20 protein-coding genes are annotated in these 21,121 nt (G+C 63.3%); 9 read left to right on the forward strand and 11 right to left on the reverse strand.

The genetic code is table 11. The features are described from left to right. Positions 1–806: transposase (locus ACH0BU_RS16095; protein ID WP_500264315.1), on the reverse strand; the 806-nt coding region annotated here is incomplete at its 3' end. Positions 807–1,073: 267 nt separating this feature from the next. On the opposite strand from ACH0BU_RS16095, the gene ACH0BU_RS16100 reads away from it, so the two are divergent. From ACH0BU_RS16100 to ACH0BU_RS16120, 5 genes are all read left to right on the forward strand, one after another. After that, positions 1,074–2,180: an L-dopachrome tautomerase-related protein gene (locus ACH0BU_RS16100; protein ID WP_500264316.1), complete on the forward strand. Its 1,107-nt coding sequence runs from the start codon at positions 1,074–1,076 to the stop codon at positions 2,178–2,180. Positions 2,181–2,268: 88 nt separating this feature from the next. Then, the gene (locus ACH0BU_RS16105; protein WP_500264317.1) at positions 2,269–3,270 is read left to right on the forward strand and encodes a catalase family protein; all 1,002 of its coding nucleotides are present in this window, start codon (positions 2,269–2,271) and stop codon (positions 3,268–3,270) included. Between the two features lie 71 nt (positions 3,271–3,341). Next, a complete protein-coding gene (locus ACH0BU_RS16110; RefSeq protein WP_500264335.1) occupies positions 3,342–3,806 on the forward strand; it encodes a (2Fe-2S)-binding protein in 465 nt (154 codons plus the stop codon). Continuing rightward, complete coding sequence (locus ACH0BU_RS16115; protein ID WP_500264318.1) at positions 3,803–4,816, forward strand: FAD binding domain-containing protein; 1,014 nt, start codon at positions 3,803–3,805, stop codon at positions 4,814–4,816. Before ACH0BU_RS16110 ends, ACH0BU_RS16115 begins: the two co-directional genes overlap by 4 nt. A 12-nt stretch (positions 4,817–4,828) precedes the next feature. Then, the gene (locus ACH0BU_RS16120) at positions 4,829–7,075 is read left to right on the forward strand and encodes a xanthine dehydrogenase family protein molybdopterin-binding subunit (protein WP_500264319.1); all 2,247 of its coding nucleotides are present in this window, start codon (positions 4,829–4,831) and stop codon (positions 7,073–7,075) included. Positions 7,076–7,118: 43 nt separating this feature from the next. On the opposite strand, the gene ACH0BU_RS16125 is transcribed toward ACH0BU_RS16120, so the two are convergent. The 3 genes from ACH0BU_RS16125 to ACH0BU_RS16135 all read right to left on the reverse strand — a co-directional run bounded on the left by ACH0BU_RS16125 (position 7,119) and on the right by ACH0BU_RS16135 (position 9,257). Beyond that, positions 7,119–7,766 (reverse strand): TMEM175 family protein, encoded by a 648-nt coding sequence (locus tag ACH0BU_RS16125; protein WP_500264320.1) that lies wholly within the window; start codon positions 7,764–7,766, stop codon positions 7,119–7,121. A gap of 6 nt (positions 7,767–7,772) precedes the next feature. Continuing rightward, a complete protein-coding gene (locus tag ACH0BU_RS16130) occupies positions 7,773–8,603 on the reverse strand; it encodes an aldo/keto reductase (protein ID WP_500264321.1) in 831 nt (276 codons plus the stop codon). 75 nt (positions 8,604–8,678) lie between these two features. Further along, entirely contained in the window at positions 8,679–9,257 is a 579-nt protein-coding gene (locus ACH0BU_RS16135; RefSeq protein ID WP_374294041.1) for a TetR/AcrR family transcriptional regulator, read from the reverse strand. Positions 9,258–9,395: 138 nt separating this feature from the next. Between ACH0BU_RS16135 and ACH0BU_RS16140 the strand changes: the two genes are divergently transcribed. The 3 genes from ACH0BU_RS16140 to ACH0BU_RS16150 all read left to right on the forward strand — a co-directional run bounded on the left by ACH0BU_RS16140 (position 9,396) and on the right by ACH0BU_RS16150 (position 14,649). Beyond that, positions 9,396–10,385, forward strand: coding sequence for a zinc-dependent alcohol dehydrogenase family protein (locus ACH0BU_RS16140; protein WP_009823890.1), 990 nt, complete (start codon positions 9,396–9,398; stop codon positions 10,383–10,385). A gap of 99 nt (positions 10,386–10,484) precedes the next feature. After that, entirely contained in the window at positions 10,485–11,594 is a 1,110-nt protein-coding gene (locus ACH0BU_RS16145) for an S-(hydroxymethyl)glutathione dehydrogenase/class III alcohol dehydrogenase (RefSeq protein ID WP_500264322.1), read from the forward strand. 919 nt (positions 11,595–12,513) lie between these two features. Then, positions 12,514–14,649, forward strand: coding sequence for an excinuclease ABC subunit UvrA (locus ACH0BU_RS16150; RefSeq protein ID WP_500264323.1), 2,136 nt, complete (start codon positions 12,514–12,516; stop codon positions 14,647–14,649). 257 nt (positions 14,650–14,906) lie between these two features. Here ACH0BU_RS16150 and ACH0BU_RS16155 read toward each other — a convergent pair whose 3' ends face one another. From ACH0BU_RS16155 to ACH0BU_RS16185, 7 genes are all read right to left on the reverse strand, one after another. After that, positions 14,907–15,476, reverse strand: coding sequence for a type 1 glutamine amidotransferase domain-containing protein (locus ACH0BU_RS16155; protein ID WP_500264324.1), 570 nt, complete (start codon positions 15,474–15,476; stop codon positions 14,907–14,909). Between the two features lie 31 nt (positions 15,477–15,507). Beyond that, on the reverse strand, positions 15,508–16,647 hold the full coding sequence (locus ACH0BU_RS16160) for a glutathione-independent formaldehyde dehydrogenase (RefSeq protein ID WP_500264325.1): 1,140 nt from the start codon (positions 16,645–16,647) through the stop codon (positions 15,508–15,510). A gap of 320 nt (positions 16,648–16,967) precedes the next feature. Next, the gene (locus ACH0BU_RS16165; protein ID WP_500264326.1) at positions 16,968–17,387 is read right to left on the reverse strand and encodes a GlcG/HbpS family heme-binding protein; all 420 of its coding nucleotides are present in this window, start codon (positions 17,385–17,387) and stop codon (positions 16,968–16,970) included. Between the two features lie 110 nt (positions 17,388–17,497). Continuing rightward, positions 17,498–17,791 carry a putative quinol monooxygenase gene (locus ACH0BU_RS16170; protein ID WP_062344850.1) on the reverse strand — a complete coding sequence of 98 codons (294 nt, stop codon included), beginning with the start codon at positions 17,789–17,791 and terminating at the stop codon, positions 17,498–17,500. Positions 17,792–17,902: 111 nt separating this feature from the next. Further along, entirely contained in the window at positions 17,903–18,643 is a 741-nt protein-coding gene (locus tag ACH0BU_RS16175) for an SDR family oxidoreductase (RefSeq protein ID WP_500264327.1), read from the reverse strand. Positions 18,644–18,848: 205 nt separating this feature from the next. Then, the gene (locus ACH0BU_RS16180) at positions 18,849–19,145 is read right to left on the reverse strand and encodes a putative quinol monooxygenase (RefSeq protein ID WP_500264328.1); all 297 of its coding nucleotides are present in this window, start codon (positions 19,143–19,145) and stop codon (positions 18,849–18,851) included. 71 nt (positions 19,146–19,216) lie between these two features. Then, positions 19,217–20,011, reverse strand: coding sequence for a type 1 glutamine amidotransferase domain-containing protein (locus tag ACH0BU_RS16185; RefSeq protein ID WP_500264329.1), 795 nt, complete (start codon positions 20,009–20,011; stop codon positions 19,217–19,219). A gap of 113 nt (positions 20,012–20,124) precedes the next feature. On the opposite strand from ACH0BU_RS16185, the gene ACH0BU_RS16190 reads away from it, so the two are divergent. Continuing rightward, the gene (locus ACH0BU_RS16190) at positions 20,125–21,060 is read left to right on the forward strand and encodes a LysR family transcriptional regulator (RefSeq protein ID WP_500264330.1); all 936 of its coding nucleotides are present in this window, start codon (positions 20,125–20,127) and stop codon (positions 21,058–21,060) included. Positions 21,061–21,121: the final 61 nt, after the last annotated feature.

The raw sequence follows: 21,121 nt of genomic DNA on the forward strand, positions 1-21,121 counted from the left end.
TCGGCCGCGACACGCTTTGGCCGGTAGCCGAACCGATCGTCGGCCCGTGCCAGCATGGTCCGCCCCGCATCGACTTCCGCTGCGAAGCGGGCGGGACTGGCCTCCACATCGATCGCCACCCCTCCCGGCGTGTCGATCAGCACATTGAAGGCATAGCCGAACCGCCCCCGCGCCGTGCGCGCCGACCACGCCGACGCCGGATCGGTGCGTGACACCTCGGCCGGCTTGCCACGCGGTACGCCATAATCCTGCGGTGGAGCATTGGCCTGATCCGCCAGCCATTCACAAACCGGGCGGGGAAGCCGGGGCGCGGCCATGTCGGCGTCCCGCATCTTGCGCTGCCAGCTTGCATCAGCGGCGACGAACGACGCGTCAATTGCGGCATCCTTGTGGGCAATCAGCCCCGCGTTGGCGCAGCGCCGCACCGTCTGCTCGAACAGGATGCGAAAGATGCCGGCATCGCGGAAGCGGCCATGCCGGTTCTTGCTGAACGTTGAGTGGTGCGGCACGGGCGCATCGAGCGGCAATCGGCAGAACCAGCGGTAGGCGAGGTTGAAGCGGACTTCCTCGCACAGCCGGCGCTCCGACGTGATGCCATAGAGGCGAGCGATCATCGCCATGCGAACCAGCAATTCGGGCGCGATCGAGGGACGCCCACGGTGACTGTAGTGCGGGGCGAGCGCATCGCGCAGTTCGCCCAGGTCGATCAGCCCGTCTATCCTGCGTAGGATGTGATCGGCGGGGATCATCGCTCCCAGCGCCCGCCAACTTGCGGCCTTGCCGCCTCGCTGTTGCTCACCCATCATGGCCGCTGCTCCCGATGTGTCGAAGCAGGGAACCCGTCAGGAGCGCGATCGGATCACTCGGCCTTTTTCAACAGCCCCGGTGGTTTGTTGAAGGTCAAAACCGTTCGGTTGTGACTTCAGCTGCGGCACGGGGCTTCTGAGGCTCCCGGTCGTGGAGACGCTGTCTAACCTGTTTTGTTTTGTTTGGTTTTCCTGGATCTAAGCATGGGCCACGGTCGTTGACGAGTGAACCGTCGCGCGTTGCGTCCGGTGAACAGGAGCGGACAGATGCGGAAAAGCGGTGTTCTGATCGGGCTAGGAGCCTTCACGATAGCGCTGGCGGGAGCAGCTTATGCCCAGACGGGACGCAGCGCCGCGCTAACGCAGGTGGCACGCTTCGACCACCAGGCTACCGGCGTCGCCGTCTCGGCTGACGGGCGCCGCTTCGTCAACTTCCCGCGCTGGACCGACGACGCGCCGATCTCGGTTGCCGAGGTGATGCCCGACGGATCGCTCCGGCCCTATCCCGATGCCAAGTGGAACAGCTGGCGCAACGCCAGGGCAAACGAAATGCCGGTTGGCGACTACTTTGTCTGCGTCCAGTCGATCGTTCCCGATGGCCACGGCAATCTCTGGGTGCTCGATCCCGGCGCGCCCGGCAACGAGAAGATCCTGGAGGGCGCGCCGAAGCTCGTCCGCATCGACCTGAAGACGAACAAGGTGACCAAGGTCATCGCGGTGCCTGGCGACGTTGCGTTGCAGGGCACCTACCTCAACGATATTCGGTTCTCGCCCGATGGCCGGACCGGCTACATCACCGACAGCGGCACGCGCGGCGCAATCATCGTCGTCGACTTGGACGACGGAAAGAGCTTCCGAGCGCTTGATGGCCATCCGTCGACCCAAATCGACAAGAGCGTCACCGTCGCCATCGAGGGCAAGCCGCTTGTTCGCCCCGATGGGCGGCAGCCTGCGTTCGCGTCCGACGGCATCGCGATCTCGAATGACGGGAAGACGCTCTACTGGCAGGCGCTGACCGGGAAGACGCTCTATTCGATCGCAACCGAAAAGCTGCGCCCCGACGTCAGCGAGCGCGACCGCGCCGCCGCGGTGAAGACAGTCGCTACCACTGCCGTCGCCGACGGCCTGTGGATGAGCAAGGCGGGCACCCTCTACATCACCTCGCCGACCGATTACTCGATCAGGCGGCTCGCCGGGACGTCCACCGAGATTGTCCTGACCGACAAACGGCTGCGCTGGCCCGATACGTTCGCCGAAGGTCCCGACGGGACGATCTACGTCACCGCGAGCCACATTCAGGACACGCAGTGGTTCACGCCGGGTGCCCCGCCGTCGATCCGCACCGAGCTGTTCTCGTTCGCTCCTACCCGTTGAGGATCGCCATGTCCTACCTGCTGTACCGCGACGACATCGAGACGCTCGAACCAGACGAGCAGGCGACGATCGACGGCATCATCCAGGGATGACCCAGCAGAGCGAGGTAGTCGAGAAGCGCGAGCAGCATGCCGTGCGCGCCAGCCATGCCAAGAGCTCGGCCTGCGTCGTCGGCACGCTGACGATTGCCGACGACCTTCCGCCGGAGCTGGCGCGGGGGCTGTTCGCCGAGCCGGGCAGCTATGACGTCGCGATCCGCTTTGCACAGGGCCCAGGCGAGACGCTGAGCGATCGCGTGTCGACACACTGCGGTATGGCGATCAAGGTGTTCGGCGTCGAGGGCGAGAAGCTCCCCGGGCATGACGCGCCGACCCAGGATTTTGTCCTTGCCACGGGGCGCACCTTTCCATCCGGTACGGCAAGCGGCTTCCTGAGGGACGCGAAGAAGATCGGGGCGGCGACCCCGATGCCCGAAGGCGTCAAGAGCGCGGTGTCGTCGGTGGCGCGCGACTTCAACAAGGTGCTAGGCCTGTTCAACACCGCTTATGCCAAGGCGGACTTCTTCGGCCATCCGTTCAGCCATCCGATCGGCGACGACTATTTCAGCCAGGCCCCGCTGCGCTACGGCGACTACGTCGCCAAGCTCGGCGCCGTGCCGGCATCGCAGGCCCAGGATGCTCTCGGTGAGTGGCAGCTCGACCCGCACGAGGATGAGGATGGGTTCCGCCATGCCGCGACCGATTACTTCCGTGACCATGATGCGGTGTTCGAGCTGAAGGTCCAACTCTGGGCGAACGCGGAGACGCAGCCGATCGAGGACGCCTCGGTCGAGTGGCCATCGCAGGACAGTCAGTACCGCACTGTCGCCACGATCCGCATTCCTGCGCAGGAAGCCTATAGCCCGGCGCGCGTGCGCTACTTCGACGAGGTGATGACCTTTCGTCCCGCGCATAGCCTGGCCGCGCATCGGCCGCTCGGATCGGTGATGCGGGCGCGGTTGCAGGTGTATCGTGCGCTGTCCGCCTTTCGCCACCGCGAGAACGGGGTTGCCGAGGAAAACACCGCCGACATCACCGCCATCCCGGCCTAACGCAAAACATGAAGGCGCCGATCATGCCGACAGCCGTCAACTCCGCCACATACGCCGCCGTGCCGATCGGCATGGTGGAAACCACGCTGACGATTAACGGCGAGACGCGCACCCGCGCGATTGAGCCCTGGACGACGTTGCTCGACCTGCTGCGAGAAGGCGAAGACCTGATCGGCACAAAGAAGGGCTGCGACCACGGTCAGTGCGGAGCATGCACCGTGCTGGTCGACGGGCGCCGCATTAACTCGTGCCTCAAGTTGGCTGTGACGCTGGACGGGGCGGACATCACGACGATCGAGGGGTTGGGCCAGCCTGGCGACCTCCATCCGCTGCAATCCGCCTTCTGCGACCACGACGCGTTCCAGTGCGGCTATTGCACCCCTGGCCAGATCTGCTCGGCGCAGGGCCTCATCAACGAAGGCAAGGCCAGGACACGCGACGAGGTCCGCGAGCTGATGAGCGGCAACCTGTGCCGGTGCGGCGCCTATTCGAACATCGTCGATGCGGTGCTCGAGGTGATCGGAGAAAAGGCATGAACCGCTTCGACTATGCCCGCCCGACCAGCGTCGCCGAAGCGGTGCAGGCGGGTGCCGGCGAGCAGGTCCGCTACCTCGCAGGTGGAACGAACCTGATCGATCTCATGAAGGAGAACGTCGATCAACCGACGACGGTAATCGACATCAACCACCTGCCGTTGGACGCGATCGAGGAGCTGGACGGTGGCGGGCTGCGGCTGGGCGCGCTTGTGCCGAACTCCAACACTGCGTGGGACGCGCGGGTCGAGCAACGCTATCCCTTGCTGTCCTCGGCGATCCTCGCCGGCGCCAGCCCCCAGCTGCGCAATGCCGCGACCAACGGCGGCAACCTCAACCAGCGCACGCGCTGCTATTATTTCTACGACGTCGCCACGCCCTGTAACAAGCGCGAGCCGGGCTCCGGCTGTGGCGCGATCGGCGGGGTCAATCGCATTCACGCCATCCTGGGCGCGAGCGACCAGTGTATCGCTACGCACCCGTCGGACATGTGCGTGGCGCTGGCGGTCCTCGACGCAATCGTCCAGGTGACCGGCCCGGACGGCGACCGCGCTATCCCGATCGCCGATTATCATCGGCTACCCGGCGAGGAGCCGTGGCGCGACAATACGCTGAAGCCCGGCGAATTGGTGACGGGCATCGACCTGCCGGCCGAGGATTTCACCCAGAACTACACCTACCTGAAGCTGCGCGATCGATTGTCCTACGCCTTTGCGCTGGTGTCGATAGCCGTCGCGATGCGGGTCGAAGGCGGCACGATCGCTGAAGCGCGGGTGGCGCTCGGCGGTGTCGCACACAAGCCATGGCGCAGCACGGAAGCCGAGAAGCTGCTGAAGGGCCAGCAGCCGTCGCCGCAGGCATTCGGCGCCTTCGCCGACGCCCTGCTCGCCGGCGCTGTCGGGCAGGGGGAGAATGACTTCAAGATCCCGCTCGCGCGAAAGGGCATCGTCCGTGCGCTTAAGCAGGCCTCCGAGGCCACCCCACAATCGCAGACCGACAAGCGCGTCGCTTAAGGAACAGACATCATGGCTACCGCAGCGAAAATCGGAATCGGCAGCGCGATCAACCGGGTCGATGGCGTCGAGAAGGTCACCGGCACGGCGCGCTATGCCGCCGAGCATCCGGTGGCGAACTTGCTATACGGCTACATCGTCGAGGCCGCGATCGCCAAAGGGCGGATCGTCAGCATCGATGAGGAAGTCGCGCGCGCTGTGCCCGGCGTCGTCGAGGTTATCACCCACCTCAACCGGCCGCACGTTGCCTGGACCGACCACAGCTACCAGGACGAGATGAAGATTCCTGGCTCGCCGTTCCGTCCGCTTTACGATGACCGCATCCATTTCAGCCAGCAACCGATAGCGCTGGTGATGGCCGAGACGTTCGAGGCAGCGCGCTTCGCCGCCAGCCTGATCAAGGTCGCCTACGAGGCGGAGGCGCACAATACCGACTTCGAGGTTGCGGTCGGCGATAAGTACGTGCCGAAGAAAAAGCGCAGCGGCTATATGGCAGCGAAAAATCGCGGAGACGCGGCGCAGGCGTTTGCGGACGCCCCGCTCAAGGTGGCCGGCGACTACCGGCTCGCGCCGGAACACCACAATCCCATGGAGATGTTCGGCTCCACTGTCGAATGGCACGGCGACGGCAGCATCACCGTGTGGGATAAGACCCAAGGTTCGCAGGGGGTGCATGCCTACCTTGCCAGCGTCTTCGGCTTTTCGAAAAAGAAGGTACGCGTGCTCAACCCCTATGTCGGCGGCGCCTTCGGCTCCGGACTCCGACCGCAGCATCAGGTGTTTCTCGCGGTGCTCGCCGCAAAGATGCTTGAACGCTCCGTGCGGGTGACGATGACACGCCAGCAGATGTTCAGCCACGCCTACCGCCCGCAGGCGGTTCAAAGTATTGCCTTGGGCGCGGAGACGACCGGCAAGCTCACCGCGATCCGGAACGCGGCGACCACCTCCACCTCGCGTTACGAGGACAATATGGAGAATGTCGTCACCTGGGGGCTGATGAACTACGACTGCCCGAACGCCGACGCTGAATACACCGTCGCTCAGATCGACACACCGACATCAGCAGACATGCGCGCGCCGGGGGCGGCAACCGGCATGACGCTGTTCGAGATCGCGATCGACGAGATGGCCTATGCCGCCAAGGTCGACCCGCTCGAGTTTCGGCTCATCAATTACTCACCCATCGATGCAATGAACGGCACGCCCTACACCAGCAAGGCGCTGCGGGAGGCGTTCCGCGAGGGGGCCGAGGCATTCAAATGGAGTGAGCGGTCGGCCGAACCGCGGTCGATGCGCGAAGGCAACGAGCTGATCGGCTGGGGCTGCGCGACCGGCATGTGGGACGCACAATTCTCCAAGACGTCCGCCAGCGCCAAACTCACGGCCGACGGCCATCTGGAAGTAGCATGTGCGACTTCGGACATCGGCACCGGCAGCTACACGGTGATGACCTTGGTCGCCGCAGAGACGCTCGGCCTGCCGCCCGAGCAGATCACCGCCAAGCTGGGCGACTCCGACCTGCCGACCGCTCCAGTCGAAGGCGGGTCGTGGGGGGCGGCATCGACCGGTGCGGCGGTGCAGCTCGCTTGCCAGGCGGTCGGCAAGAAGCTCCTGAAGGCGGCCGGCAAGATCGCTGGTGAACCGCTGGGCGACGCGAAGATAGACGACGTGCTGTTCGAGGACGGCTGTCTGGTGCTCAAGGACACGCCGACGGTCCGGGTGCCGTTCGGCGATGCGATGCGTGCCGCTGACCTGACGGCGATCGAAGAGGAAGCAACCGCTGCGCCCGGGTTCGGCGACATGTGGAAGGGTCTGCACAAATCCAAGAACACCCACAGCGCGATCTTCGCGGAGGTGAAGGTGGACGAGGAACTGGGCGTGGTGCGGGTCACACGCATTGTCGATGCGGTCGCCGCAGGCCGCATCATCAACCCGAAGACGGCGCGCAGCCAGATTCTCGGCGGCGTGGTGATGGGCATCGGCATGGCACTTCACGAGGAGACCTTCCCCGATCACCGGCTGGGTCGCTGGATGAACCACAACTTCGGCGAATACCATGTGCCCGTGCATGCCGACATTCACGATATCCAGGTGATCTTCGTCGATGAACCCGATTCCGAAGTGACCCCGCTCGGGGTCAAAGGCCTTGGCGAAATAGGCATCGTCGGCACCGCTGCCGCGATTGCTAACGCGATCTATCACGCGACCGGTAAGCGGGTGCGGTCCCTGCCGATCATGATCGATAAGATCCTGGATTGATTAGCCGATGTGAGCATCCGCCGTGCCGGGTCTATAGCCGGTCTCAGCCATTCTCCGGTTCTTGGCCTGGCTTGTAGCTGGGCTTTGCTGGCGGAACGATATAGCTCAACGTAACAATCCCCGCGACGATCAGTCTAGCACGCCAATTCCAGAATGCCAAGACGAACGCGGCCCAATAGGCTCCGGCAGCGACGGCGAATTTGAGAGTTGTCCGCCTGAGGTAGGCGTTCGTCAGGCGCGGGTCTGAAAGCCCCCTCGCGGTTGCATAGACCCAACGCACGAACCACCACGTCGCCGGCGCCGCTGCCACGCCCAGATAGGCTAAAACGGCGGTCTTGCTTTCCGCGTCACCGCCGAGATGCTCGATGAGCGGCCGGGCAGGAAATGGCGTGATGCTGACAGAAGCAAGAAAGCCGATGCTGAGCAGATTGTAGCCATGATCGGTTTTTTGCAGAAGCTTGCCGGTGAAGTGGCTGGAAGCCCAGTAAAGGCCGATCAGGATCACGCTAAGGGCGTAGGCTGCATATTCCGGTGCCAGCTTTAGGTATGCCGCTGCCAGGTCGCCGTCAGTCGGCTCTGGTGCGTGTAGTTCGGTCACCGGGAGGGTGATGGCAATTGCCAGCACCGCGTCCATGAATGCCTCGAGGCGGTCCGATTTGCGTTCGGTTGCTTTGAAAGAGGATGTCGCCATCTGACGCTACAGCATTTCGAGTGGGCGACGGCCCGCTGGCCGGGGAAATGTCGCATCGAGTGTCGCAAGGTCGGCGTCGGAGAGGACGATATCTGCGGCAGCGCGGTTCTCCCGCACATGTGCAATCGAACTCGCTTTCGGGATGGCGATAAGGCCATCGTGGCGCAACGTCCAGGCAAGTGCGACCTGCGCAGGGGTTCCGCCAACCTGGGCCGCTACTTTGTCGAGGGCGGGATGGCTTGAGAGGCGTCCCTGCTCGACGGGACTATACGCCATCACTGGCACTTTGTGCTGTGCGAGCCACGGCAACAAGTCCAACTCAGGGCCTCGACGGACGAGATTGTATAGGATCTGATCGGTCACGCAGCCATCCCCGCCGGCAGCGACAAGCTCGTCCATATCGTCGGTATCGAGGTTGCTGACACCCCAATGCCGAATCTTTCCTGCCGATTTCAGCGCCTCCATTGCCTCTATCGTCTCAGCGAGCGGCACCGATCCACGCCAGTGGAGCAGGTAAAGGTCGAGCCGATCGGTGCCGAGCCGCTTCAGGCTCGCTTCGCACGCACCGGCAAGGCGGAAGCGCGATGCGTTCTGTGGATACGCCTTGCTGACGAGGAACAACTGGTCGCGACGATCGCCGAGCGCTTCGCAGATCAGCGTTTCCGCCGCACCATCGCCATACATTTCAGCGGTATCGATGAGCGTCATGCCTAGCTCGACACCGGCGCGTAGCGCGGCGATCTCATCGGATCGCCGCTCAGCACGTTCACCCATCTTCCAGGTGCCTTGACCCATTGAAGGAACCACTTCCCCGCCGAGCAATGTCACGTGTTTCATGTGCTTTCGTCCAATGAGATGAGTTCGACTGTTCGGTCGCGGGAGGCGGATTGGCAGATGACCACCATGTAACGATCATATCGCGGCCGGCCATCGATCGAGTGCCATTTTGGCAATGGAGAGCAGTTCGTCGATCGTAGCGCCGTCGCGCGCCTGAACGGACATGCCTTCCATGACCGTATTGATGAATTTGCCTAGCACGGCCGGATCGGTGTTGGCCGCAAGCTCGCCCTGCGCGGCGCCGCGTTGCAGACGCTCGATCAGGAGGGCCTCCGCCGCGATGCGCTTGTCGCGCAGCAGGCATTCGATGGCGGCGGACGCCGGCGAAACGGCTGCCGCTGCCGAATACATGAAGCAGCCGGCCGGCGTTCCAGGTTCCGAGAATGATGACGCCGCTCGTTCCAGCAGGCCTTTGACGGCCTCGTAGGTGGACAACGCCGGATCGTTGATGGGTGCATAGAGGTGGACGCTGAACGTCGCGGCGTAGCGCTCGATCACCGCCGCAAACAGCCCCGCCTTGTTGTCAAACGCTGCATAGAGACTGGCAGCGGCGACGCCAGTCTCCGCCACCAGATCGGCCATCGATGTCGCCTCGTAGCCGCGCTGCCAGAACAGCCGCACCGCCTTGTCGAGCGCAGCGTCAGTGTCGAACACACGAGGGCGACCTGCGCGGCGACGGGCTTTCGTCTCTGTCATCTCTGGTGCACGATATGGAACGATCGATAAATAATATCTTGAAACTGGTGGTCCGCTCCCTTACAGAACGATCATTCAATAATCAAGGAATCTCCAATGAGCCGCATCGTCCGTATCCACGAATATGGCGACGCCAGCGTCCTCAGGATTGAAGATGTGGCCGTCCCCGCGCCCGCGGCCGACGAAGTGCAGATCGCGGTAAAGGCGATAGGCATAAACCGCGCCGAGGTGATGTTCCGCAACCATGCCTACCTTCAGGAAGCCGAGTTCCCGAGCCGCCTTGGCTATGAGGCTGCCGGCACTGTCGTTACGGTCGGCGCGGACGTGACCGGGTTTGCGGAAGGCGAAGCCGTCAGCGTCATCCCCCCGCTCGATATCGCGCGCTGGGGCACTTATGGCGAGGTCGCCAACGTGCCCGCCCGCCTCGTCGTCAAGCATCCGGCGGCGCTGTCGTTCGAGGAAGCGGCGGCCGTGTGGATGCAGTATGTCACCGCCTGGGGTGCGCTGGTGGAGCAGGCGAAACTCGGCGAGGGCGATTTCGTCATCGTCACTGCTGCCTCCAGCAGCGTCGGCCTTGCTGCCTTCCAGATTGCGCGGATGGTCGGCGCGACGGTAATCGCGACGACGCGTACCGGCGCCAAGCGCCAGGCCCTGATCGATGCCGGTGCACATCATGTCGTCGCAACCGGGGAAGAGGATCTGGTAGCGAGGGTGATGGAGATAACCGATGGTCAGGGTGCGCGCGTGGTGCTCGATCCGGTCGGAGGCCCGTCGTTCGAGCCGCTGACCGAGAGCATGGCACGCGGCGGCATCCTGCTCGAATATGGCGCGCTCAGCGGCGAACCGACGCCGTTCCCGTTGTTCTCCGTGCTGGGCAAGAGCCTCACGCTCAAGGGGTATCTCTACAGCGAGATCGTCTCGGACGATGCCGCCCTCGATCGCGCCAAGGCGTTCATCGTGGCGGGTCTGGAATCGGGCGCGCTCAAGCCGCGGATCGCGCGCACTTTCCCGCTCGACGCCATCCAGGACGCTCACCGCTTCCTCGAATCGAACGACCAGATCGGCAAGGTCGTCGTTACGGTCTGACCGGCATACCGGGGAGTGAGCAATCGCTACCCCACGAATTTGCGCTGACGCAACGGCCTCGCACCAGCAATCGGTTTAACTCAACGAGGGTATCCCAACATGAAATCTCGCGCCGCTGTAGCCTTCGAGGCGGGCAAGCCACTCGAAATCGTCGAGATCGATGTCGCCCCACCCCGGAAAGGCGAAGTCCTCATACGGGTGACGCACACCGGTGTGTGCCACACCGACGCGTACACGCTGGCGGGGAGTGATCCGGAGGGTGTTTTCCCGGTGGTTCTGGGCCACGAGGGCGCGGGCATCGTTGTCGAGGTCGGTGAAGGCGTCACCAGCGTCGGACCGGGCGATCACGTGATTCCGCTCTACACCGCCGAATGCGGCAAGTGCGACTTCTGCCTGTCGGGCAAGACCAACCTGTGCGTCGCTGTCCGCGAAACGCAGGGCAAGGGCTTGATGCCCGATGGGACCACCCGCTTTTCGTACAATGGTCAGCCCCTCTATCATTACATGGGCTGTTCAACCTTCAGTGAATATACTGTCGTCGCCGAAGTCTCGCTCGCCAAGATCAATCCCGAGGCAAACCCCGAACATGTCTGCCTGCTCGGCTGCGGCGTCACGACCGGCATCGGCGCAGTCCACAATACCGCCAAGGTCCAGCCCGGAGACTCGGTCGCCGTGTTCGGCCTCGGCGGCATCGGCCTCGCGGCGGTTCAGGGTGCGCGCCAGGCGAAGGCGGGTCGCATCATCGCCATCGACACCAATCCATCCAAGTTCGAGCTGGCACGCCAGTTCGGTGCTACCGAGTGCATCAACCCCAAGGACCATGACAAGCCTATCCAGCAAGTGCTGATCGAGATGACGGGCTGGGGCATCGATCATACCTTCGAGTGCATCGGCAACGTCCACGTCATGCGCGCCGCGCTTGAATCAGCGCACCGTGGCTGGGGTCAGTCGATCGTGATTGGCGTTGCCGGCGCGGGCGAGGAAATCTCCACCCGCCCATTCCAGCTCGTCACGGGCCGCGTATGGAAGGGGTCCGCTTTCGGTGGCGTCAAGGGACGGACACAGCTCCCCGGCATGGTCGAGGATGCGATGAGAGGCGATATCGATCTGGCCCCATTCGTAACCCACACGATGGGTTTGGAGGAGATCAACGAGGCCTTCGAACTGATGCACGAAGGCAAGTCGATCCGCACGGTCATTCACTTCTGACCCGCCGATCCGAAGCGGCGCGAGGCGCTCGGATCGAAAACTCGGCCGTCATCATGGCCGGGCCCCCGGCCATGATGAAGCGCGCCCTGGCAAATGGGCAACGCGTCGCGATGCGGTAACAAGCGCCGAATTGCGGTCGTTACATGCCGATAGCGGCACGGACTAGGCCGCCTAGCCCAGGCGCTTCCCAGCGGAGTGCGTGTGGCCTCGTCGCGCGACCCAACGGGAAAAATGGTTCTGTCGTAACCTTTGTCCAATGCTGGAGAAATATTTCAAAGGTGCCGAACATCGGGCCAGCCTGGCCGCTGGATGTATAGAGTCGGAAATGCATTCATTTGTTACCCGACTGTGATGAACCACGGGCCGCACCGGCGTATAGGGCAGGAAGACTGAATTGAAGAGCAAGGATATTCACGCGACGACGCCGGCCCCCGATCATGGGCATACGGGGCCGCCCGCTTGCGTGCAGGTTCGCGGCGCGCGCCAGAACAATCTCAAAAATGTCGACGTCGATGTACCGCGCGACGCCTTCGTGGTGTTCACCGGCATATCGGGCTCGGGCAAGTCATCGCTCGCGTTCGGCACCCTTTATGCCGAAGCCCAGCGGCGTTATCTGGAATCGGTTGCGCCCTATGCCCGCCGCCTGATCGACCAGGCTGGCGTTCCGGAAGTCGACGCGATCGACGGATTGCCGCCTGCGGTCGCGTTGCAGCAGCAGCGCGGCTCGGCCAACGCGCGATCCTCGGTCGGCAGCGTGACGACGCTCTCCAGCCTGGTGCGGATGCTCTATTCGCGCGTCGGCGAATATCCGCGCAATCAACCCATGCTCTATGCGGAGGATTTCTCCCCCAACACGGTCGCGGGGGCCTGCGCGACCTGCCACGGCATCGGCCGCGTATATGACGCGACCGAAGAGACGATGGTTCCTGACGACAGCCTCACCATTCGCGACCGGGCGATCGCCGCCTGGCCGACCGCCTGGCATGGGCAGAACCTGCGCGATATCCTCGTTTCGCTCGGCTATGACGTCGATACGCCGTGGCGCGACCTGCCGAAAAAGGATCGCGACTGGATCCTCTTCACTGAAGAGGCGCCGACGGTGCCGGTCTATGCGGGCCTGACGCCCGAACAGACCCGGACGGCGCTCAAGCGCCGCATGGAGCCAAGCTACCAGGGCACCTTCACCGGCGCGCGCCGCTATGTGCTGGAAACCTTCGCCAACACCAAAAGTGCGCTTATGAAGAAGCGCGTCTCGCAATATATTATCGGCCGCGATTGCCCGACCTGCGACGGCAAGCGCCTGAAGCGCGAAGCCCTGTCGGTCAAATTTGCGGGCCTCGACATTGCCGAGTTCGGCGACCTGTCGGTGCTCAAGCTGAAGGACTTGCTGATGCCCGTCGCGCATGGCGCGTATGGGGCGGTCTCCGCCCCCTCAAAGGGCCATGTTCTGGAAAAAGCGGCCCGCGATGCAGCGGTCGAACAACGGGTTGCGGCGGGCGGCTCTGCGCACAAGAGCGCGCCCGACGTACGCCGCACGCCCAATCTCTCCGACGAGAAGCGGATCGCCGCCCAACGCCTTGCCTGCGAATTGATCGAGCGGCTAGAGCCGCTGATCGATCTTGGCCTTGGCTACATTTCGCTCGACCGCAGCACGCCGACGCTCTCCTCCGGAGAGCTGCAGCGCTTGCGGCTTGCCACGCAATTGTCGTCACAGCTTTTCGGCGTGGTCTATGTGCTTGACGAGCCTTCGGCAGGGTTGCACCCGGCAGATGGCGAAGCCTTGCTCACTATCCTCGAGCGTCTTAAGGCGGCGGGCAACTCCCTGTTCGTCGTCGAACATGATCTCGACGTGATCCGCCGCGCGGAATGGCTCGTCGATGTCGGGCCGGGAGCCGGGGAAAAGGGGGGTGAAGTCCTCTACAGCGGGCCGATAGAGGGGCTTGCCGACGTCGAGACTTCGATCACCCGCCGCTACCTGTTCGCAGAGCCGCTCCGCAGTGAGCGCACACCGCGCGATCCCAAGGCATGGCTACGCCTGGAAGGGATCAGGCGGAACAATCTCCATGGTCTCGACGTCGAGTTTCCCATCGGCTGCTTCACCGCTGTCACCGGCGTTTCGGGATCGGGCAAGTCCAGTCTTGTCAGTCAGGCGCTGCCCGAGCTCGTCACGGAACACCTCGGCGGCTCCCCCGTGGCCGAGGAGGAGGATATCGATCCGCTGCTCGATGTTGCGCAGAACGACACTGAAGGACGCATTGTCGCAGGCATGGAGCATGTTCGCAGGCTGGTGCGGGTCGATCAGAAACCGATCGGCCGCACGCCGCGCTCGAACCTATCCACCTACAGCGGCATGTTCGACCATGTGCGACGGATCTTCGCTGATACGCCGCTCGCCCGCCGGCGGCACTACAGCCCGGGAAGGTTCTCGTTCAACGTCGCGCAAGGCCGCTGCCCTGTGTGCGAGGGCGAGGGATACGTCATGGTGGAGCTGCTGTTCCTGCCGAGCGTTTTTGCCCCGTGCTCGACCTGTCATGGCTCTCGCTACAACCCGCAAACGCTCGAAGTCGAATGGAACGGGCGCAATATCGCCCAGGTGCTCGAACTGACGGTCGACGATGCGTGCGATTTCTTCGCTGGCGAGGCATCTGTGATGCGCTCTCTCAACGTGTTGCGGGAGATCGGTCTTGGCTATCTGCGGCTCGGTCAGCCGGCGACTGAGCTGTCTGGCGGGGAGGCGCAGCGCATCAAGCTGGCGACCGAACTGCAACGCGCTCAACGCGGCAACACGATCTACATCCTCGACGAGCCAACTTCGGGGCTTCACCCCTCCGATGGCGACCGGCTGATGCAACACCTGCAGGGCCTCGTAGACGCCGGCAATACCGTCGTAGTCGTCGAACATGACATGCGCGCCATCACACAGGCGGACTGGATCATCGACCTGGGACCGGGGGCCGGGGAAGATGGAGGCCGTATCGTTGCCAGCGGCGTCCCTGGCGTCGTTGCGGAAGCGGAAGGCAGTCTCACCGCCCGCTATCTCAAGGCGGCGCTGTAGGTCGTAAATCTGGCCGAACGCACGTTCGATCAGGTGCATCTCGACCAGACGTTGGAATGGGTCGAAGCTGGAAGCGGGAGCCGGCGATGTGTCACCGCGGTTGACGCGGGTTAGGGTTTGAGTGCCCGTCAGGTGCGCCGTGTTCGTGTGATACGCGGCGTGGCGGACGGCCAATCGCCGGCCATCCGCCACGCTCGCTTTGTGCGGATCTTCCCCAGGGAGAGGGCCCTCACATGGTTTCGTCGAAACGCCTCGCCTTAATTCCCTCCTGCGGGCGCTGCGCCGACACCTTCTGCGATTTCCTCAACGAGTTTGGCACAGAAGGCGGGCAAATCATTGGGATCGCGGCTGGTAACAAGGCCGTTGTCGACCACGACTTCCTCATTGGTCCATGCACCGCCGGCGTTCTCGATATCGACCTTCAGCGTCGGGTAGGACGTCAAGGTGCGACCCTCACGCACGCCCGCCTCGATCAATGTCCAGGGTGCGTGGCATATCGCCGCAACAGGTTTTTTCTGATCGAAGAAAGCCCGGATGAAACCAATTGCCTCGACGCTGCCGCGCAGCTTGTCGGCACCGACAGTCCCTCCGGGCACAACAAGTCCGTCAAAATCGTCGGCTTTGACCTCGGAAAACGTCTTGTCGATAGTATAGCTGCCGCCCTCGTCAAGATCGCTATTGACTGTGCGAGCCTTGCCCGGTTCAAAACTGACCACGGTCACTTTGCCACCAGCGTCCTCGACAGCTTGCTTGGGCTTCGAGAATTCTGGTTCTTCCGTCCCGCGGGGTGCGATCAGAATGGCAACCGATTTGCCTTCCAAAGTCATAATTTATTTCCTATTCCGTCGAAGACTAAGGTCAGGTGCCCGGCTTGAGCACGACCTTCGTCCAGCCAGCATCGCGCCCGTCGAAATGCTTGTAGGCGTCTGGTGCCTGATCAAGCGGCAGTCGGTGCGAGATGATTTGGGCAGGATTGGCCCGGCCTTGCTCGATAAGCTTCATCAGTCGCCGGTTGTAGTGCTTTACATTGCACTGGCCGGTGCCGATCTTCTGGCCCTTGAACCAGAAGTTGCCGAAGTCGAACGCCATCTTGCCTTCCTTCTGGAGATCGTCGGGCGCGTTCGGGTCTTCCGGAATGAACACGCCGACGACGCCGATTCCGCCGGTGGCCTTCGTGCTTTTGACGAGGCAGTTCATCGTGTAATTGCTGCGCTCCTTGCCGTGGCGATCGCAACACTGATACCCGACCGCCTCGACCCCCCGGTCGGTCCCGAGGCCGCCGGTCGCGTCAAGAATCTGCTGGGCGGGATCGCCCTTGCGCATGTCGATCGGAATAGCGCCCATCGCCTCGGCCAGTTTCAGGCGGTCATCGTGAGAATCGACCACGAAGATCTGAGAGGCACCGCGGATTTCGGCTGAGTGCGCGGCCATCAAACCGACCGGACCGGCGCCGTAGATCGCGATGCTTTCGCCAGGCAGGAAACCCGACAGTTCGACGCCATGCCAACCGGTGGGGAAGATGTCGGAGAGCATGACATAGTCATCCTCCTTCTCCTCAGCGTCCTCAGGCAGCTTCAGGCAATTGAAGTCCGCATAAGGAACGCGCATCAACTCGGCCTGACCACCTTGCCACGGACCCATCTCGGCAAAGCCATACGCTGCGCCGGCGGTTCCAGGGTTGGTCGTGAGGCAGAAACCCGTCAAACCGCGTTCGCAATTTTCGCAGAAACCGCAACCGACATTGAACGGCATGCACACGCGATCGCCCTTCTTGATACGATCTACGGCTGCGCCAACTTCGATGACCTCGCCAAGGTTTTCGTGACCGAAGACCCTCCCCTTCTCGAAGCTGGTACGGCCCTCATACATGTGAAGGTCCGACCCGCAGATATTGGTCGTGGTCAGCCGGATGATAACATCGGTCTGCTTTTCGATCTTGGGATCATCGATAGTACTGACAGAAACATCTTTGGGCCCGTTGTACACGACAGCTTTCACGGATCTTTTCCTTTCGCAGCTCTTCTCAACGCGTCATCAAATCGAGACCTTGCTGATGACCCGGTCTATCGCAACGGCGGAGGACATCGCACCCTTCCAAGTGATCTCAGTTTCCTGAACCTTGTGCTACCTGAGAGGTTCCTTCCCGTGAGCTATCCTGGGATCGATTCACGGCGGTTTTCAGAATAACTGGACCAGAATGGCCGAATAACGCTCTAAACGGAGGCGACCCGCGCCGCGCGGGAGGCGCGCCCGCCGCCGTCGACTGAACCGCCGTCGACTAAGTGGGCACCGCCGCGCCCGGCACCGCGCTCCAAGGCTCAGCCGCGCGCGAACGCCTGCGCAGCCGCCTCGGCCACGCCCTGGTCTTGCTTGCCGGTGCCGCCCGACACGCCCACCGCGCCGATCACCGTCTCGCCCTCCTTTATCGGCACGCCCCCGGCGAAGATCATCACCTTTCCGTCGTTGGAGGCATGGATGCCGTAGAAGTCGGCGCCCGGCTGGGCGAGGTTCGCCAGCGCCTTGGTCTCGACGTCGGACGGGCGCGCCGTCCACGCCTTGCCGATCGCGATGTCGACGCTGCCGCGCCACGCATCGTCCATCCGCGCGAACGCCAGGAGGCAGCCGCCCGCGTCCACCACCGCGATGTTCATCGGGTTGCCGATCCGCTCGGCCTCCGCGATCCCCGCATCGATGATCGTCGGCGCGTCGTTCAGGTCGAGCGTCTGGGTGGTGCGCATGGAGTATCTCCGTGGCCGGTTCGGGGAAAGCCGCTCAACGCACGCCGCCGCGCCCGCCCCCCCCCCCACGCGGGCGATGAGAGCGACGCGCTAGGGTGCCGACCGCTCGGCTATTTCGCGGCCAGCAGGGTGAACTTGTGAATTTGCGGCGGTTCAGAAAACAGTTCTTCTGCCTTGTCCATCAGTGCGGCGGCAACCTTGCCGTCGAGATGGGCCTGCCGATCCTCCTCCGTGTCGAACGTATCGAAGATCGCGTACGCACCGGGACCTTCCTCGATCGCATACCAGGTTAGCGTGCCCGCCTCAGCTTGAACGAGCGGCAATGCCGAGGTCAGGAAATCGGCGACATCGCGCTCTTTTCCGGGCTTGGCCTTCAGCGGTACATACAGGGCAAGTTTGGGCATAGATGGCTCCTCAGGTGAAACGGACAGATATCATTCGGCAAAGTAACGGACGAGCGGGCCGGCACGTTCCCCATGAGGCGGAGCACACGCGGCCCCGCCTCCTCGTCGAAATCAGAACTGCTGTGCGGTCGGCCGGATGACGATCGCGTTGACGTCGACGTCATCAGGTTGTTCGACAGCGAACGCGATAGCACGCGCCACCGATGCCGCCGGGATGGCCTGCTTGTAGAAGTCCAGCACCGTCTCGGCAGCCGTGCCAGAGGTCGTGAACTTCAAATCGCTTTCGACAGCTCCAGGCTCGATTGACGTGACCCGGACCTTTTCCCCCATCTCGTGGCGCAAGCCCTCGCTGATCGCGCTGACGGCGAACTTGGTGCCGGAGTAGACCGTGCCGCCCGGTGCGAAGACCTTGATGCCCGCAACCGAGCTCAAGTTGATGATGTGACCGCTGCCCTGCTCGAGAAAACCGGGAAGGGCCGCCGCGATGCCGTAGAGCGTGCCCTTCAGATTGACGTCGATCATCTGGTCCCACTCGTCGGTGTTGACCTCGGCCATTGGACGGATCGGCATCAGCCCGGCGTTGTTGATCAGCACGTCGAGGCGGCCGAAGTCGGCGATGATCGCGGCGACGACGGACTGGACCGCCGATTTGTCGGTCACGTCCAGCGCGTAGCTACGTGCCGTGCCGCCGTTTGAGGCGATGTCCGCGACGACCTCGTCGAGCCTGTCCTTGCGCCGCGCGGCGATGGCCACCTTGGCGCCGCGTTCCGCGAGAAGACGCGCGGTTTCCGCGCCGATGCCGGTGCTGCCACCGGTAATGAGAACGACCTTGCCTTCGATACCCTTCGTCATGACTGTATTCCTTTAAGTCAGCTGTAGATTTTTCGCCGGATCGCGGCCCTGCGCCAGCGAGAGGCGCGTGAATGAATGAGGCCCAAGAGCCCCGCGCGAAGCGCAGGTGCCAACAAGCCGGTCATCCGCAACACGTCTGTGTCGGACGCCTATACAAGCCGTGCCGTACCCACCCATTCTTCAGGCTTGCCCATTGGCACCATCCTCAGGTTGACGAGACGGGGTTGAGGACGAACGCGCCGCGCTCGGCCAGATCGCCGATCTGAGAGAGGTAGTTCTGGAAGTGGGGCGTCGCGCGGTGGGCGGTAACCGCATCCGCGTCCGCGTACAGCTCGTCGAGGACGAAGCGGTTCGGATCGCTCTGGTCCTGCCAGAGATCGTAGCGCAAATTGCCCGGCTCGGCACGGCTCGGCTCTAGCATGGCGTCGAGCAGAGCGCGCAGGCAGTCGACGGTATGCGCACGGGCGGTTAGGACGGCGACGATCTTCACGTTGGCGGTCATGGCACCATACCCTGTCCTGGTTATATCCGAAGCGGGGCGCATCCTGAGCGCCCCGCCCGTCATCCTGGTACTCACGCAGCGGCGCGATCGAGGGCTTCGATCAACGCGTCGGCCATGGCCCGGTCCGACGCGGGATTCTGACCCGTGATCAGTTCCCGGTCCACGACGACATTCGAAGCGAAGTTCTTGTCGGTGACAGAGACGTCGCCACCGGCCGACCGCAGCGCCTTTTCCATGTCGAAGTAGAGTTTGCCCTTCAGCACCTGCTCCTCGGCGATCTTTTCCTCGCTCGCCGAAAAGACCGTCATGCGGTAACCTGAGTAGATCCAGTCTCGCGCCAGGTCGGCCGCCCCGGCGTCATCGCCGTCCTCCAGCGCCTTGCGGAAGGCCGGAGCATCGTCGAGCGCGGCGATAACGACCACCGGTCCGTGGCAGAGGAGCGCGGTCGGCTTGGCCGCCGCGTGGAAGTGACGGAGGATCGTGCCCGCATCGCGGTCCTGCATCAGATCGACGATGGGCGCGTGACCTCCCGGCACGAACACGCCAACGAAGCCGTCCAGACCCTCGTCGACGACCGATTTCAGCGTGCGGACGTCGTTCATGGCCGGGTGGCTGGCGAAGAACTCCTTGGCGCGCTGGTATGCCGCCTCATCACCGCCAAAGTGGTCCTTCGTGTCGGAGCCGGCGTCGATGTGCGGCTTGGTCCCGTTGGGCGTAGCGAGAACAATATCATAGCCGGCGTCGAGCAGTGCCAGCGCGGGGACTGCCGTCTCGTTGAGATACTGACCGACCGTTGCGGTACTGCCGCTACGCAGACCGAGCTGTGTCGCGTTCGATCCAAGAACGAGAACCTGACCCTTGCTCATCTGAACCTCCATGTTCGCGGCGCCCGTCGCCGATGGATGAGAAATGGGCCTCGTTGATATATTCTAGAAGTTTATCTTTTTAATGTCAGTTATACGTCTGACAGGATGACTGCATGCGCTACGATCTGAACCTGCTGCCGATCTTCGTCGCGTTGATGGAGGAGCGCAGCGTCACGCGGGCCGCCGAGCGCATGGGCATGACACAGCCCGCCCTGTCTAATGCCCTATCGCGTCTACGACTGATGCTTCAGGACCAACTGTTCGTCCGCGAGCGCTACGGCATCCAGCCGACCCCGATCGCGCTTGAACTCTCACCGCTGATCGCCGAGGCACTCGCCCAGCTCGACGACGCGGTTCTCGGTCAGCAGGCCTTCGACCCCTTACATGCCGAACGGCTCTTCACGATCGCGCCAAACGGCTATGTCGAGTTCGTCCTCGTCCCCGCTATCGTGGCGCGCCTGGAGAAGGTCGCCCCCGGCATAAAGCTTCGTCTGACGCCCTACGGGAACGATCTTGTGGAAACAGGCGTCGTGTCGGGCACGACGGCGCTCGTGCTGGGCCGCATCGTCGATCCGCCCGACAACCTCGTCGTCCAGCACCTGATGGACGAAGGGCTCGCCTGCGCCGTCCGTGCCGACCATCCGGGCGTCGGCGATGTCATGACGCGCGAGCAGTTCGAGACGATGAAGCATGTCAACATCGTACCGCCCGGACGGATGCGCGCCGGGCTGTTCCAGGCGCTGGCGCAGCAGCAGCTGAAGCGCGACGTCGCAATCTCCGTGACAAACTTCTTCGCGGTAGCCGAGATGGTGGCCGTGACCGACTATTGCGCCACCTTGCCCTCGCTCATCTGCAGGCGGCTGATGCACGACCCCCGGCTGAAGATCCTGCCGGCTCCGGTCGATCTTGGCAGCTTTCCCGTGGAAATGGCTTGGCACGTCCGATATCGGCATGATCCCGCACACCGCTGGTTACGGGCGCTGATCGGCGCGGTCATCACCGACCTCACGGGGAAGACGGCAGCGGCAACCACGCCGTCGCCAGCCTGAGGACGATGTCGAACCGCGATGTCGCTTGGCGTATCCCGTAGGCGACAAAGTTCGCTATACA

The sequence above is a fragment of the Sphingomonas olei genome (genome assembly GCF_045369765.1).
Classification (GTDB): Bacteria; Pseudomonadota; Alphaproteobacteria; order Sphingomonadales; family Sphingomonadaceae; genus Sphingomonas; species Sphingomonas panaciterrae.

Bases quoted from the DNA above. Each gene is read 5' to 3' on its own strand.
- ACH0BU_RS16100 (WP_500264316.1), top strand. From the start codon at position 1,074: ATGCGGAAAAGCGGTGTTCTGATCGGGCTAGGAGCCTTCACGATAGCG.
- ACH0BU_RS16105 (WP_500264317.1), top strand. From the start codon at position 2,269: ATGACCCAGCAGAGCGAGGTAGTCGAGAAGCGCGAGCAGCATGCCGTG.
- ACH0BU_RS16110 (WP_500264335.1), top strand. From the start codon at position 3,342: ATGGTGGAAACCACGCTGACGATTAACGGCGAGACGCGCACCCGCGCG.
- ACH0BU_RS16115 (WP_500264318.1), top strand. From the start codon at position 3,803: ATGAACCGCTTCGACTATGCCCGCCCGACCAGCGTCGCCGAAGCGGTG.
- ACH0BU_RS16120 (WP_500264319.1), top strand. From the start codon at position 4,829: ATGGCTACCGCAGCGAAAATCGGAATCGGCAGCGCGATCAACCGGGTC.
- ACH0BU_RS16125 (WP_500264320.1), bottom strand. From the start codon at position 7,766: ATGGCGACATCCTCTTTCAAAGCAACCGAACGCAAATCGGACCGCCTC.
- ACH0BU_RS16130 (WP_500264321.1), bottom strand. From the start codon at position 8,603: ATGAAACACGTGACATTGCTCGGCGGGGAAGTGGTTCCTTCAATGGGT.
- ACH0BU_RS16140 (WP_009823890.1), top strand. From the start codon at position 9,396: ATGAGCCGCATCGTCCGTATCCACGAATATGGCGACGCCAGCGTCCTC.
- ACH0BU_RS16145 (WP_500264322.1), top strand. From the start codon at position 10,485: ATGAAATCTCGCGCCGCTGTAGCCTTCGAGGCGGGCAAGCCACTCGAA.
- ACH0BU_RS16150 (WP_500264323.1), top strand. From the start codon at position 12,514: ATGGTTCCTGACGACAGCCTCACCATTCGCGACCGGGCGATCGCCGCC.
- ACH0BU_RS16155 (WP_500264324.1), bottom strand. From the start codon at position 15,476: ATGACTTTGGAAGGCAAATCGGTTGCCATTCTGATCGCACCCCGCGGG.
- ACH0BU_RS16165 (WP_500264326.1), bottom strand. From the start codon at position 17,387: ATGCGCACCACCCAGACGCTCGACCTGAACGACGCGCCGACGATCATC.
- ACH0BU_RS16170 (WP_062344850.1), bottom strand. From the start codon at position 17,791: ATGCCCAAACTTGCCCTGTATGTACCGCTGAAGGCCAAGCCCGGAAAA.
- ACH0BU_RS16175 (WP_500264327.1), bottom strand. From the start codon at position 18,643: ATGACGAAGGGTATCGAAGGCAAGGTCGTTCTCATTACCGGTGGCAGC.
- ACH0BU_RS16180 (WP_500264328.1), bottom strand. From the start codon at position 19,145: ATGACCGCCAACGTGAAGATCGTCGCCGTCCTAACCGCCCGTGCGCAT.
- ACH0BU_RS16185 (WP_500264329.1), bottom strand. From the start codon at position 20,011: ATGAGCAAGGGTCAGGTTCTCGTTCTTGGATCGAACGCGACACAGCTC.
- ACH0BU_RS16190 (WP_500264330.1), top strand. From the start codon at position 20,125: ATGCGCTACGATCTGAACCTGCTGCCGATCTTCGTCGCGTTGATGGAG.